At 68.5% G+C, this 14,730-nt stretch carries 10 protein-coding genes; 9 read left to right on the plus strand and 1 reads right to left on the minus strand.

The genetic code is table 11. The features are described 5' to 3' along the window. Nucleotides 1–2 precede the first annotated feature (2 nt). From FHU34_RS13200 to FHU34_RS13215, 4 genes are all read left to right on the plus strand, one after another. A complete protein-coding gene (locus FHU34_RS13200) occupies nt 3–1,184 on the plus strand; it encodes a mandelate racemase/muconate lactonizing enzyme family protein (RefSeq protein WP_145780289.1) in 1,182 nt (393 codons plus the stop codon). After that, nucleotides 1,181–2,392: a fumarylacetoacetate hydrolase family protein gene (locus FHU34_RS13205; RefSeq protein WP_145780290.1), complete on the plus strand. Its 1,212-nt coding sequence runs from the start codon at nt 1,181–1,183 to the stop codon at nt 2,390–2,392. Before FHU34_RS13200 ends, FHU34_RS13205 begins: the two co-directional genes overlap by 4 nt. Then, nucleotides 2,389–3,906, plus strand: a complete 1,518-nt coding sequence (locus tag FHU34_RS13210; protein WP_145780291.1) for an aldehyde dehydrogenase (NADP(+)) — start codon at nt 2,389–2,391, stop codon at nt 3,904–3,906. Before FHU34_RS13205 ends, FHU34_RS13210 begins: the two co-directional genes overlap by 4 nt. A 315-nt stretch (nt 3,907–4,221) precedes the next feature. Then, on the plus strand, nt 4,222–5,796 hold the full coding sequence (locus tag FHU34_RS13215; protein ID WP_145780292.1) for an alpha/beta hydrolase-fold protein: 1,575 nt from the start codon (nt 4,222–4,224) through the stop codon (nt 5,794–5,796). Nucleotides 5,797–5,894: 98 nt separating this feature from the next. On the opposite strand, the gene arfA is transcribed toward FHU34_RS13215, so the two are convergent. Then, nucleotides 5,895–7,403 carry an arabinosylfuranosidase ArfA gene (arfA, locus tag FHU34_RS13220; protein WP_145780293.1) on the minus strand — a complete coding sequence of 503 codons (1,509 nt, stop codon included), beginning with the start codon at nt 7,401–7,403 and terminating at the stop codon, nt 5,895–5,897. 643 nt (nt 7,404–8,046) lie between these two features. On the opposite strand from arfA, the gene FHU34_RS13225 reads away from it, so the two are divergent. The 5 genes from FHU34_RS13225 to FHU34_RS13245 all read left to right on the plus strand — a co-directional run bounded on the left by FHU34_RS13225 (nt 8,047) and on the right by FHU34_RS13245 (nt 14,663). Further along, nucleotides 8,047–9,039: a LacI family DNA-binding transcriptional regulator gene (locus tag FHU34_RS13225; RefSeq protein ID WP_280116510.1), complete on the plus strand. Its 993-nt coding sequence runs from the start codon at nt 8,047–8,049 to the stop codon at nt 9,037–9,039. Nucleotides 9,040–9,139: 100 nt separating this feature from the next. After that, nucleotides 9,140–11,317 (plus strand): alpha/beta hydrolase, encoded by a 2,178-nt coding sequence (locus FHU34_RS13230; protein ID WP_145780295.1) that lies wholly within the window; start codon nt 9,140–9,142, stop codon nt 11,315–11,317. A 103-nt stretch (nt 11,318–11,420) separates the two neighbouring features. Beyond that, the gene (locus FHU34_RS13235; protein WP_145780296.1) at nt 11,421–12,761 is read left to right on the plus strand and encodes an ABC transporter substrate-binding protein; all 1,341 of its coding nucleotides are present in this window, start codon (nt 11,421–11,423) and stop codon (nt 12,759–12,761) included. A gap of 76 nt (nt 12,762–12,837) precedes the next feature. Next, nucleotides 12,838–13,779, plus strand: a complete 942-nt coding sequence (locus FHU34_RS13240; RefSeq protein WP_145780297.1) for a carbohydrate ABC transporter permease — start codon at nt 12,838–12,840, stop codon at nt 13,777–13,779. Beyond that, entirely contained in the window at nt 13,779–14,663 is an 885-nt protein-coding gene (locus FHU34_RS13245; RefSeq protein WP_145780298.1) for a carbohydrate ABC transporter permease, read from the plus strand. The genes FHU34_RS13240 and FHU34_RS13245 overlap by 1 nt, the downstream gene beginning before the upstream one ends. The last annotated feature ends 67 nt before the right edge of the window (nt 14,664–14,730 follow it).

Genomic DNA, 14,730 nt, shown 5'->3' on the forward strand with positions numbered 1-14,730 from the left:
AAATGAAGATCGTCTCCGTCGACACGGTGGTCGTCGACTTCTACCGTACGAATCTCGTCATCGTGCGCGTGCACACCGACGAGGGGATCGTCGGGCTCGGTGAGGCCACCTTGGAAGGCAAGGAACGGGCCGTCCAGGGCGCGATCGCGGAGCTGGCCGAGGCCGTAGTCGGCCTGGACCCCACCAGCATCTCGAAGACCCTCTACGAGCTGGCCCGCAACTGGTACTGGCGCGGCGGACCGGTCGTCATGACCGCGCTGAGTTCGTTCGAGATGGCCCTGTGGGACATCTCGGCGCGGGACCTCGGCGTTCCGGTCTCCCGACTCCTCGGCGGCGCGACAAGGGACCGGGTGCGGGCGTACGCGAACGGTTGGTTCTCCGGCGCCGTCACGCCCGAGGACTACGCGGCGGCGGCGCGCAGCACCGTTGAGTCCGGCTTCCGCGGCCTCAAGTGGGACCCGTTCGAGAACTACGACCTCACCATCTCCACCCAGCAGCTGGACCGGGTGCTCGCCCAGATCGACGCGGTGCGTGGCGCGGTGGGCCGTGACGTCGAACTGTTCGTCGAGGGGCACGGTCGCTTCGACGTCCGGCACGCCATCAAGGTGGCGACGGAGATCGCCCAGTTCGACCCGGTGTGGTTCGAGGAGCCCTGCCCACCGGACAACCTCGACGCGCTTGTCGACATCCGCCGGTCGTCGCCCGTGCCGATCGCGGCGGGGGAGCGGTGGTACGGCCGGCAGGGCTTCGCGCCGGCGCTGGCCCGTCAGGCTGTCGACTTCGTCCAACCCGATGTGACGCACGCCGGCGGGATCGCCGAGCTGGCCTTCATCTCGACGCTCGCCGCGACCAGCTACGTCGGGTTCGCGCCGCACAACCCCAGCGGCCCGCTCAGCACGGCCGCGACGCTGCAACTCGGGGCGACACTGCCGAACTTCAGGTATCTGGAGATCATGGCGACGGACGTCCCCTGGCGTCCCGACATCACCAACGAGCGGCTGGTGCTGACCGCCGACGGAGACGTGTTGATCCCGACCGGGGTCGGACTGGGCATCGAGCTGGACCTCGCCGCGATCGAGCAGCATCCGTTCACACCGCATCCGCTGCGGATGTTCGAGGACGCCGTCTACGACATCCGCCCTCGGGACGAGCGGTCCTTCTTCAACCTGGAGAGCGGCTCATGACGGTGCCACGGCCCCGGGGGGCGGCCCTGGACGCGGGGTGGTCCGGTACGGCCGCCGAGGCGCTGCCGGACGATGCCGACACCAGTGTGCTCGTCGGCCGCATCTGGGATCCGTCCGTCGACGGTCCGACTCCGGTGACCGTCCGCGACGGCATGGTCATCGACGTCAGTCGTCGGTTCCCGACCGTCCGGGACATCTGCGAACTGCCCGATCCCGCCGCGGTGGTCGCCGGGCTCGACGGGCCGACGGTCGGCGACTTCGGGGAGATCCTGGCCAACACGGAGGCCGCGACCCGGGACCGTACCCGGCCCTGGTTGCTGGCCCCGGTCGACCTTCAGGTGCTCAAGGCCGCCGGGGTCACCTTCCCCATCTCGATGATCGAACGCGTCATCGAGGAGCGTGCGCGCGGAGATCTGGCCCTCGCCGCGGACATCCGCCACCGGATGCTCGCCGACGTCGGCGTCGACCTGCACAGCCTGGCGCCGGGTTCGGTGGAGGCGGACCGGCTCAAGAGCCTGCTGGTCGCCGAGGGTATGTGGAGTCAGTACCTGGAGGTGGGGATCGGCCCGGACGCCGAGATCTTCACCAAGGGGCAGGTCCTCTCCGCCGTCGGCACCGCCGTTCCGGTCGGGGTGCTCGCCGCGTCGACCTGGAACAACCCGGAACCCGAGGTCACCCTCATCGTCGCGTCCACCGGGCGGATCGTCGGCGCCACCCTCGGCAACGACGTGAACCTGCGGGACGTGGAGGGCCGCTCGGCCCTGCTGCTTCCGCTGGCGAAGGACAACAACGCCTCCTGCGCCCTCGGTCCCCTGATCCGGCTCTTCGACGAGCGGTTCGGGATGGCCCAGGTGCGCGAACTTGAGGTCAGCGTGGAGGTCAGCGGCGTGGACGGCTTCCTGCTGGAGGCGGTCTCGGAGATGACGCGGATGTCGCGTGACCCGGAGGAACTGGTGCGGCAGTTGATCGGCCCGCACCACCAGTATCCGGACGGGGCCGCCCTGATGCTCGGCACCATGTTCGCGCCGATCCAGGACCGGGACCGCCCCGGTGAGGGCTTCACCCACAAGGTGGACGACGTGGTGCGGATCAGCTGCCCGGCGCTCGGCACCCTGGTCAACCGGGTGTGGCACGCGGAGGAGTGCGAGCCCTGGCACTTCGGCGTCCGCGATCTGATGGGCAATCTGGTGAGGAGAGGACTGCTGTGAACGTGGTCATCACTGTCGACCCACGCGACGGCCGGCGGCGCTCGACGGATCTCAGCGAGACGGACGAGTCTCGGCTGGAGGCCATCGCCGACCAGGCGTCCCGAGCTGCGCAGTGGCTGTCCGGGCTGGGGAGACTCGGCAGGGCGGACATGCTCGATCGCGTCGCCGCGTCCCTGGAGTCCCGGCGCGCAGACCTGGTCGCGGCCGCCGAGGCCGAGACCGGGCTCAGCACCGCGCGGCTCGACGGGGAACTCACCCGGGCGGTGTGGCAGTTCCGGATGTTCGGCGACGTGTTGCGCGACGGGGCGTACCTTGAGGCGGCCATCGACCACGCCGCCGACACCCCCATCGGGCCCGGTCCGGACCTGCGACGGATGCTCGTACCCCTCGGACCGGTTGCCGTGTTCGGGGCCAGCAACTTCCCGTTCGCCTTCTCGGTCGCTGGGGGCGACACCGCCGCCGCGCTCGCCGCGGGGTGCCCCACCGTCCTGAAGGCCCACCCGTCGCACCCGCTGACGTCGCACGCCTCCGCCGACGCGATCGAGTCGGCCATCCGCGACCTGGGTGGCCCCGACGGCGTGATTGGCATCGTGTACGGGGAGCAGGCGGGCCGGTCGTTGGTGCGTCACCCGGCGATCCGCGCGGCCGCCCTGACGGGCTCCGTCGGGGCCGCCCGTGCCATCCAGGCGGCCATCGACGAACGGCCCGATCCGATTCCCCTCTACGCCGAGCTGAGCAGCGTGAACCCGATCGTCGTCCTGCCCGGGGCGGCCGGGGACCGGAGCGACCGGATCGCCGAGGGCCTGTTCACCTCCTTCACGGCGTCGGGCGGTCAGCTGTGCACCAAGCCCGGCCTGGCGTTCGTCCCGTCCGACCCGGCCGGTGACCAGTTGGTCGACGCGCTGCGGGAGCGGGTCGCCTCGGCGGTGGGCGCGGTTCTGTTGAACGAGCGCATCCGGGACGCCTACGAGAAGCAGGCGGCGGCGTTCGAACGCGCCGGCGCTCGGGTCGCGGCGCGACCCCAGGTCGAGCCAGGCGAGGGCTTCACCGTCGCGCCGACGCTGCTGGAGGTCGGTCTGCCGGACCTGACGACCGAGATCGCCGACGAGTGCTTCGGCCCGCTGCTGATCGTGGTCCGGTATCGCGACGTCACCGAACTCGACGCCGCCCTGGCGACCGTCCCACCGTCGCTGACCGGCGCGATCCACAGTGGACCCGCCGACGAGACCGCTGTGGTACGCCGGCTCGTCGACGTGTTCGCCGCGCGCGCCGGCCGCATCGTCTTCGACGGGTACCCCACCGGTGTCCGGGTCTCCTGGGCCCAGCACCACGGCGGACCCTGGCCGTCGACCAACGCCGTACACACCTCGGTGGGGGCCACGGCGATCCGGCGGTTCCTGCGCCCACTGGCATGGCAGGACGCCCCGGAGTGGATCCTCCCCGAGGAGCTTCGAGACGAGTACGCCGCCATTCCACGTCGAGTGGACGGGAGGCTGGAATCGAAGGGGGAATAGTCGCGAGGTAGGTCGTTCCCGCACGGTTCTTCGGTGGCGCCAGGTCGGCCGGCGAGCAGTTCCACGAATTGATCCCGGATGGATTCGTGCCGGTCGCCCTGGTGTCGCTGAACTGTGCCCTCAATTTCCTTCGTTGCGCAAGGCAAAAAGTGTCATTGACCGTCATCGTATTTCGTGGTTTTGTTCTGGACAGGGCCAGATGTTAGCGCTCGCATAGCGACATCGCCCGTTCCTGGTATCCGTTCACCTCACCATCGAATGGTTGGTCGACTGCTCGGTGCGGTCTGACCACACGCCGAAGAGGGAGCAGGAAACATGTCCGTCGCCACATCCCGTCCCCCGACGTCGACGCCGAGCCGTCGGCTGGCGATCGCACTGCTCGCCGCCGCCACCGTCGCGGCCGGAACGGTAGCGGTTCCCGCGGCGTCGGCCGCACCGCCGGCGCCGCTGGGCCCGACCGTCACCCGCACCGACAAACCGCCGACCGGGTACGCGGTGACCTTCCGGTACCGGGCGCCCGACGACGTCCAGCAGGTCCACGTGTACGGCGACTGGTTCTTCTCCCGACCGGAGAACATCCCGTGTCAGGACTGCGGCGACGCCCGGCCGCCCACCGAGTGGCAGCCTGGCGACGTTGCGGCCACCCCGTGGCACATCCTGCCCATGCGGAAGGGCCCCGACGGGGTGTGGACGTTCACCACGCCGCTGCCGGCGGGCACCTTCCGCTACGCGTTCACCCACGACTGCGCCAATGAACTCGGCACCGGCTGCACCCTGCACGACGACCCGGCGAACCGGTGGCAGATCCAGCCGCAGTACCCGGGAGCGCCCGGCGCGGTACGCAGCACGATCTACGTGCCGACCAGCAGGAAGTTTCCGACCTACGACACCGGTTACCAGGCGCCGGTCGCCCGGATCGGCCGGTTGGAGTCCCGGCGGTACACCTCGCCGCTGTCCACCAACCCGGCCGGAGCGCACGACATCGTCGTCTACACGCCGCACGGCTACGACCCCGACCGGGCCGAGCCGTACCCGACCCTCTACCTGAGCCACGGCAGTGGTGACCACTCCACGGCCTGGACGATGCAGGGCGTCGCCCACCTCATCCTGGAGAACGCGATCAAGGATCGGGCGGCGCAGCCGATGGTGATCGTCTCCACCGACTTCAACGGCCTGCCCGGCGGCAACGAGGGCTACGTCGACGAGCTGCGGAACAACATCTTCCCGTTCGTCGAGCAGAACTACCACGTTTCCACCCGCGCGCAGGACCGGGCGTTCGGTGGCTTCTCAGCCGGCGGCAGTCGGGCGTACACCATCATGTACAACCACACCGACCTGTTCGGCTACCACGCCGCCTGGAGCGCGGGCGGCCCGGCCGCCACCCCGACGCAGATCGACGGCATGAAGGCGGTGACCGGCGGGATCATGATCGGCACCGGGCTCCAGGACCGTCTGGGCAACATCGCCGAGAACTCGCAGCGCAACGCCGCCGCCCTGCGGGCCGCCGGTGTCGAGCTGGACGAGTACAACGTGCCGGGCGTGCACACCTGGCACGTCTGGCGCCCGCTGCTCAATCACTACCTGCGTACCCTGACGTTCCGCGCCACGACGACGAGCCTCGACGTCACGGCGGCACCCGTGGGCGCCTCGCACCACACCACTGTCACCGCCACCGCGACGGTCGATGCCGTCAGCACCAGCACCTCCGCGCCCTCCGGCACTGTCGACTTCTCCGTCGGCGACACGCACCTCGGGTCGGCCCCGGTGCACAACGGTGTCGCACGGCTGAGGAAGACCCTCCATGGCGAACTCGATGCCCCGGTGGTCGCTCGATACCGCGGCGACAAGCTCTTCAACGGTTCCCACAGCTCCCCGGTCGACGCCCGGTAACCCCGGCTCGACGGCGAACTCCCTGTGGTGGGGAAGCCCCGGCCGTGTACCCCCTGGTGAACCCAGGGTGTACGCGGCCGGGGTGGTTCGTCAGCCGATCAGGTGGTCACGTCGGTGGCCCGAAGCCGCAGCATCGTCCAGGACGCGGGCGGGAGGGTCAGCTGGACGCCCGTGTCGGCGCTGCGGGCCGTGCCGTTGGGGCGCGGCTCGGCGTGGTCCGGACCGTCGGCCGTGTTCTTGGCGTGCAGGTCGGTGCCGCCGACGGTGACGCACTCGATGATGCCGGCCAGCCGGGCGCCGGTGACATCCACTGTCACCTCGGCCGGGGTGGTGACGACGCGGTTGACCAGGAACACGGTCATCTCACCGGTGTTGTCGTCCCAGGTGGAGACCGCGTCGACAGCGTCGATCTCGCCGAAGCGGTCGGTGGACGTCGTACTGCCGTCGCGGAGCACGTCGAGCACGGCTCCCTGGGCGTGCCGGGCGGTCCGGGCGAAGGGGTGGAAGATGGTCTGTCGCCAGGCCGGACCGCCCGGTTCGGTCATGATCGGTGCGATCACGTTGACCAGTTGAGCCTGGCAGGCTGCGGTCACCCGGTCGCTGTGCCGGAGCAGGCTGATCAGCAGCCCGCCGACGACCACCGCGTCGGCCACGCTGTAGTGGTCCTCCAGCAGGGGTGGGGCGACCGGCCAGTCCTCGCCGCTCGGCGGGTTGGAGGGAGCGGCGGACTGGTACCAGACGTTCCACTCGTCGAAGGCGATCATGATCTTCTTGGTCGACCTGCGGATCGCCCCGACGGAGTCGGCGATGGCGGTGACGGCGTCGATGTACCGGTCCATGTCCTCGGCGGAGGCGAGGAAACTGGCCAGGTCGTCGTCGACCGGCTGGTAGTAGGCGTGCAACGAGATCAGGTCGACGTCGTCGTACGCCTCGGTGAGCACGTCACGCTCCCAGGCGCCGAACGTCGGCATGCCGAGGTGTGACGAGCCGCAGGCGACGAGTTCGAGGTCGGGATCGAAGCGGCGCATGGCCTTCGCGGTCTGCGACGCGAGCCGCCCGTACTCGGTGGCGCTTCGCTGACCCACCTGCCACGGGCCGTCCATCTCGTTGCCGAGGCACCACAGCTTGATCCCGTACGGATCGGTGGTGCCGTTGTTCCGCCGCTGGTCGGCGAGGTGACTGCCGCCGCGGTGGTTGGCGTACTCGAGCAGGTCGACGGCCTCGGCGGTGCCTCGGGTGCCGAGGTTGACCGCCATGATCGGGTCGACGTCCGCCTTGCCGACCCAGCGCATGAACTCGTCCAGCCCGAACTCGTTGGTCTCCAGGCTGTGCCAGGCGAGGTCCAGCCTGGCGGGCCGTTGGTCGACCGGGCCGACGCCGTCCTCCCAGCGGTAGGAGGAGACGAAGTTGCCGCCCGGATAGCGGACCGTGGTGACGCCCAGTTCCCGAACGAGCGCGAGGACGTCGTGCCGGAAGCCGTCCGCGTCGGCCGTCGGATGCCCCGGCTCGTAGAGGCCGGTGTAGACGCAGCGTCCCAGGTGCTCCACGAACGAGCCGAAGAGCCGCCGTGGCACCGGCGCGACGCGTCGGCGCGGGTCGAGGCTCAGACGGTAGGGGAGTGGACTGTCGGTGCCGGACGGTGGTTCCGGCGCTCCGTCGAGGTGGGTGTTCAGGGCTGGCTCCCTTCGTGCGGGATCCCGCCGTGACGTGGACGTCGCGACGCGGACCCGGGGGTGGTGGGGTCAGTGCGAGCTCTGGACAACATGATGATCGCCGATTACGTTCTTGATCTATGTAAACGTTACCGATCACGTTTACAGTAAGGAATCCGATGTCCATGATCAATATCTGCGCCGGCGGTCCGCCCCACGGCGCCCCGGCCCGGGTCGGGCGTCTGGTGTCAGTGCGCGCCGGTCGATCGTCGATGCCGCAATCTCGTCGTTTCCGCCTCGCCGCCGCTGCGGAATGGTCCCGACGGGGAGGTGGCGTCTCGATGTCGACGGGGTCGAACCACGGTGCCCGACGACGCAGTCGCCGGTCGCCGGAGGCAATAGTTGTTAGCGTGCCCACGGTCTTGGCGAACGCGTGTCCATGACCGTGTAGTCGTCCTGGTAGGACGGTCGGCGCGAGGGTGAAGAGGCCTTGTGTTCGTAATACTTGTCCGTTACGTTGGCAACACCCTGGAAACGTAACCGATAACGATTGCAGTCCAGAGGGAGCGGCATGACCGAGGTCAATGCGCCCGTGACAATGAGTGATGTTGCTCGGGTTGCCGGCGTTTCCACAGCGACTGTTTCGCGGGTGGTCAACGGCCATTACGGCGTCAGCGCCAACACGGTGGCCCACGTCCGCTCGACCATCGAGCAACTCGGTTACGAGTCGAGCCTGGTCGCCACGAGCCTCCGGCGCAGCCGCACGAATGTCCTCGGCCTCGTGACGCACAGCTTCCAGTCGTACACCGCCGAGGTGCTCAAGGGGGCGATGAAGGCGCTGAGCCGCTCGGGCTTCGACCTGATCGTCTACGCCAACAGCGACCTTTATGGGTCCTACTCGGAGGGCTGGGAGCGGCGGCACCTGACCCGCCTCTCGGGCACCCTGACCGACGGGTGCATCGTGGTCACGCCCTGGGGCGAGGTGCAGAGCCGCACGCCAGTGGTGGCCATCGACCCGGCGAGGGGCACGACGGGTCCCTCGGTGATGGCCGACAACCTAGCGGGCGCCACCACGGCCGTCGAGCACCTGCTCGCTCTGGGCCACCGGCGCATCGGCTTCATCGCGGGTCGGTCCAGCCTGGAGGCGGCCTGGTCCCGTGAGGAGGGCTACCGCGCCGCGCTGACCGCCGCCGGCGTCCCGGTCGATCCGACGTTGATCGGCCGAGGTGACTTCAACCCCGAGTCGGCGGTTCCGCTGGCGCGGGCTCTCCTGCAACAGGCGGAGCCGCCAACAGCGATCTTCGCGGCGAGCGACGGGATGGCCCTCAAGGCCCTGGAGGTCGCCAGGGAGTTGGGAGTCTCCGTCCCCGCGGACCTGTCCGTCGTCGGGTTCGACAACATCCCGGAGTCGGCGTCGACGGCACCAGGACTGACCACTGTGGACCAGTCGATGTACCAGCTGGGATACGAAGCCGCGCGGATGCTGAAGTCCCTGGTGACCGGCGAGTGGGAGGGGCCGCACCGGATAGTGCTTCCGACCAGCCTCGTGGTCCGCAGCTCGACCGCGCCACCGAAGAGCACCTTGGCATGACGGTGAAGGAGGTGTCAACGCAGAACCACGGCTAGATCCACCAGTGAATCGAGCCGGCCAGTCGGGTCGCATCCGCTGCCGGCGCAGAGAGGAGTGGAGCGTGACAACCGAACCGTACCATGGGCGCTTACGCCGGCTGGGTGGGCGTCGGCTCTCGGCGGCCCTCACCGCCGGAGTCATCGCCGTCGCAGCGGTACTGCTCGCACCGCAACCGGCGGCGGCGGCCGACACCCCGTGGCTGACCGTCTCCCCGGATCGCTACGCGTCGTTCACCGTCCCGGCCGCCTACGTCCAGGAGCAGCTGGGCACGGTGTCGCAGGTCGTGGTGGAGGGCAACTTCGGCCCGTCCTCGGCCACGGCGGAGTTCGGGTTGACCCGCCGTGGTGACGTGTGGTCCGGCGTTCTCGGCGCACTCGAGCCGGGGCTGTACCACTACCAGTTCACCGCCGACGACACCAAGAGCATCAAGGACCCGACGAACGACACGAGTGTGGCGTCCGACCCGCTGCTGAGCACCTTCTTCGTCGCGGGTGACTCGGCACGGTGGTTGGTCGACGCGCCACCCGGCACCGGCGGTGAGGTCGGGACGCTGACCTACCGGACCAGGGCCGGGCAACGGTCCGCCCTGGTCTGGACACCACCGGAGTACGCGGCCAAGGGCCCGAAGGCCTACCCGGCGCTCTACCTGCAGTCGGGTGACGGCGTGGCCGCCACCGACTGGCTCGATCTCGGACGGACCAGGCAGATCCTCGACAACCTCTCGGCTGCGGGCACCATACGGCCGATGGTGGTCGTGATCACCGACGACTCGGGCGACAAGGAGCTGAAGGACCTACGCAAGGCGGTCGCCGACAACTACCGGGTCCTCCGCGATCCGGCACACCAGGCGATTGCCGGAGTGTCCGACGGCGCGACGGTGGCGGTGAAGGCCGCGTTGGCCAAGCCGGCTCAGTTCGGCTACGTCGGCTGGTTCTCGGGTCGCTCTGTCCCGGACGTCGACCGGAAGGACGCCAAGACGGTCAACCGCACCGTCAAGCTGCTGCGTCTCTACACGGGCAACGTGACCGATCCGGCGCACAACGCCACCTACCGGCTGGCGAAGGCGTTGGGTCGGGCCGATGTCAGGTTCGAGTCGGACGGAGTCAACCCGGACGGTGGCGCGAACTGGGACACCTGGCAGGAGAATCTGGTCGACTTCGTGCCGAGGCTGTTCCGGCACGTGTCGGACCACGGGCCGAGCCCCGGTCACGGGCAGCTGAAGGGGGAGTTCAACCCGCCGCCGGCGGGCACCACCCCGACGCCCTTCGTCAGCGAGGACGGCTTCGTCACCTTCGAGACCACCACCGCCTTCGCCGACGCCCAGCACGTCACGGTGTGGGCGAACATCGCTCCGGGCGGCAGTTGGCTGCGTGTGCCACTGGCCCGTGACGGTGACCGGTGGCGGGCGACAGTGGGTCCTCTCCAGCCCTGGTTCTACTACTACCGGCTGATCGTGGACCGGGTTCCGTTCAAGGACACCTCGAACCCGACCAAGGTGACCACCGAACCGATGTGGAGCACGTTCTTCATCCCGGGGCCGGGGGCCCGCCTGCTGTCGGACGTCCCCGCCGGCCAGGGCGGGAAGGTCGAGAGCATGACCTACACCAGCACCGTGGCAGGCCAGGACCGCACGGCGCTGGTGTGGACCCCACCCGGGTACGACCCGGGTCGTGCCGAGCCGTACCCAGTCCTCTACCTCCAGCACGGCGGTGGGCAGAACTACACGGACTGGGTCGAGATGGGACGCGCCAAGCAGATCCTCGACCACCAGTTCCTCGACGGTGACCTGGTGCCCATGGTGGTCGTGATGGGCAACGGCAACTCGTCCAACTTCAACCGGGAGCTGTTGGAGAACATCGTTCCCACGGCCCGTGCCCGCTACCACGTCTCCAGCGACCCGTCCCAGCAGGCGCTCGCCGGTCTGTCGATGGGCGGCGGTCAGGCGTTCGGCGTGCTGCGGGCGTACCCCGGGCAGTTCGCCTACGTCGCGGCCTTCTCGGCCGGGTTCGGCAGCGGCACCGGCGTCGACGTGGAGGCGATCAACAACGGCACCAGGATGCTGCGCCTGTACGTGGGTGACCAGACCGACTTCGTGTACCCGAGCTTCATGGCGTCGCTGACCACGTTGGACACCCTCGGTATCCGCTACGAGTTCGACGGGGTGACCCCCGGGCCACACGGTTGGGACGTGTGGCAGAAGAACCTCATCGACCTGGCGCCTCGTCTGTTCAAGCGCTAGGAGCCGTTCCAGGCGACGCCACCGGGAGCGGGTTTCCCGCCCCCGGTGGCGCCCGCCAGCGCCCGGATGCCTCCGCACCGCCACCCCGAAGGGAACCACCTCAATGAAGAGAAGACGGATACTCGCCACGGTTGCCATGCTCGCGGTCGGCACCGGCCTCGTCGCCTGCTCCGGCGACGAGGGCGGAAATGATGCGAGCAACTGCACGAACACCATCACGAAGAAGGACCTGCCGGTCGTGACGATGTGGGGGTGGTACCCGAACACCCAACTCGTCGTCGACAACTTCAACAAGCAGAACAACGAGGTGCAGGTCTGCTGGACCAACGTCGGGCAGGGCGGCGACGAGTACGACAAGTTCCAGACGGCCATCTCGGCGGGCACCGGCGCACCCGACGTGATCATGGTCGAGGCGGACCGGATCCCGACCTTCCAGATCCAGGGCGCGCTCGTCGACATCAAGAAGTACGGCTACGACGCGGTGAAGGCCAACTACAGCGAGGGTGCCTGGAAGGACGTGTCGGTCGGCGACGCGGTCTACGGCGTCCCGGTCGACGGTGGCCCGATGGGCATGATCTACCGCAAGGACATCTTCGACAAGTACAAGATCACCCCACCGAAGACCTGGGCGGAGTACGAGCAGACCGCGCAGAAGGTCAAGGATGCCGGTGGCCCGCTGTTCGGGGACCTCGGCGCGAACGTCCCGGCGGTCCTGATGGCGCTCCAGATCCAGAAGGGCGCCGCGCCTTTCACCGTCGACCCGGCGCAGCCGAAGTCGATCGGTGTGAAGCTCAACGACCAGGCGTCCAAGGACGTGCTGGACTACTGGGGCGGCCTCGCCAAGAAGGGCCTGGTCGGGACGCAGGACCAGTTCACTCCGGAGTACATCTCCGGCGTGATCAACGGTAACTACGCGACGTACATCTCGGCGGCGTGGGCGCCGGGCTATCTGACCGGCGCGGGCGTCGGCAAGGGCCAGGACACCGGCAAGTTCGCGGTGGCGCCGCTGCCGCAGTGGGACGAGGCCAACCCGGTGCAGGTGAACTGGGGCGGGTCGGCGTTCTCGGTGACCAAACAGTCCAAGAAGCCGGAGTTGGCGGCGAAGGCCGCCTACGGGCTCTACGCCGACAAGGAGTCGCTCACCGACGGCTGGACCAACCAGATCATCTTCCCGCTCAACCTCACGGCTCTCAAGGACCCCGCGTTCATCGACCTGAAGGTGCCGTTCTTCGACGGCCAGCAGGCGAACAAGGAGGTCTACGTCCCCGCCGCGGACGCCTACAAGGGCGTCGCGTACGCCCCCTTCGGCCAGTACTACCTCGACGCCATGACGAAGCAGGTCAGCGAGGTCATCAAGGGGTCCATCACCGGTTCGCAGGCTGCCGACCGGATCCAGGAGGACGTGGCGAAGTACGCCAAGGAACAAGGCTTCACCGTTCAGTGACCTGACGGGTGGGCCGCGCCGTCAACGGGCGGGCGGCCCACCCTCGACCCTCGGCGTCCACGTCCCGGAGACCACAATGACACTCCTGACCGAGAAGAGCGCACCGCGTGCTCGTAACGAGACACGCAAGATCCGTGGCAAGGTACACCTCCGCGAGCACCTCATGGGCTGGCTCTTCGTCGGGCCGTTCGGGATCGTCTTCCTGGCGTTCCTCATCGCGCCGCTGGCGTACGCGCTGTATCTCAGCCTCTTCCAGAAGAAGCTGATCGGCGGCACCAGCTTCGTCCTCTTCGACAACTACGTGAAGGCGTTCACCGACCCGAGCTTCCTCTCCGGGGCGTGGTTCGTCATCCGCTTCTCGCTCGTGTCCATCCCGATCCAGATCGTCCTCGCGCTCGCGATGGCGCTCATCCTGGACGCGGTGACCACGCTGTTCGCTCGCTTCTCCCGCCTGATGATCTTCCTGCCGTACGCGATTCCGACGGTCATCGGAGCCGTGATGTGGGGGTTCCTCTACAGCAAGGGCTTCGGCCCGCTCACCGACATCTTCGGCCTGTTCGGCGCCACCGCACCGGACTTCCTGAGCAGTGACCTGATCTTCTATGGCCTGCTCAACGTCGTCACCTGGCAGTGGGCCGGCTATTACATGATCATCCTGTACGCGGCGTTGCAGGGCGTCGACCCCACCCTCTACGAGGCCGCCCGGATGGACGGCGCCGGGCGGTGGCAGATCGCGACGCGGATCAAGATCCCGCTGATCGCGCCCGCGCTGATCCTGATCCTGGTCTTCTCGCTCATCGGCACCCTGCAGTTCTTCAACGAACCGCAGATCCTGCGATACCTCGCCGCGGGCACGATCAGGACGGACTTCACCCCCAACATGTACGCGTACGAGCAGGCGTTCTCGCTGGCCAACTTCAACTACGGGTCGGCGATCTCGTTCGCCCTCGGCGGCATCGTCTTCATCTGCGTGTACGTCTTCCTGTTCTTCACCCGCAAGCGGAGGAGCTTCCTCTGATGACCGCCCCCACGAGCGCCCGCTCCGGCCCCCGCCGGCCGCAGCGCTATCTCCCCATGCAGATCCTCCTCGGCTTCCTGGTGATCTATTTCCTCGTGCCGTTCTGGTGGCTCATCGTCAACAGCTCCAAGGACGCGGCCGGCCTGTTCGGCGGCGACAACACCCTGTGGTTCACCGACCAGGTCGACTACCTCGGCAACCTGAAGCAGCTGTTCACCCACGACGGGGGCATCTACCTGCGGTGGATCCTCAACTCCACGCTCTACGCCATCGCCGGTGGTGTCGGTGCCACGATCCTGGCGGTGATGGCCGGGTACGGGTTCGCCAAGTACCGGTTCGCGGCCCGGCGGTTCAGCTTCGCCGTCGTGCTCGGCGCGTTGATGGTCCCGGCCACCGCGCTGGTCATCCCGACCTTCATCATGTTCTCCCAGCTCGGCCTGACGAACACGGTCTGGGCGGTGATCCTCCCGTCGCTACTCAACCCGTTCGGCGTCTACCTGATGCACGTGTACGCGCGCGACGCGGTGCCCGACGAACTCCTGGACGCGGCGCGGGTCGACGGCGCGGGAGAGGTGCGCACGTTCCTGCAGATCGCCCTACCGATGATGCGCCCCGCGGTGGTCACCGTGCTGCTCCTGTCCGCGGTGGCGTCCTGGAACAACTACTTCCTGCCGCTGGCGATGCTCTCCGACAACCGGCTCTTCCCCGTCACCGTCGGTCTCGGCCTGTGGCAGGGGATCGCGTCGGCGAACAACGCGGGAGGCACCTCGCTGTGGAGCCTCATCATCCTGGGCTCGCTCGTGTCAGTGATTCCGCTGATCATCGCGTTCTTCAGCCTGCAACGACACTGGCGCGGCGGGCTGTCCGTCGGAGGCCTCCGGTAGGCCGCACCCGCGCCACCAGCCAGTGCACCACCCGCTCAAGGATCGCCGCGAACCCCCGCGGCGCGGA

This window comes from Micromonospora taraxaci (genome assembly GCF_007830095.1).
Lineage (GTDB): Bacteria > Actinomycetota > Actinomycetes > Mycobacteriales > Micromonosporaceae > Micromonospora > Micromonospora taraxaci.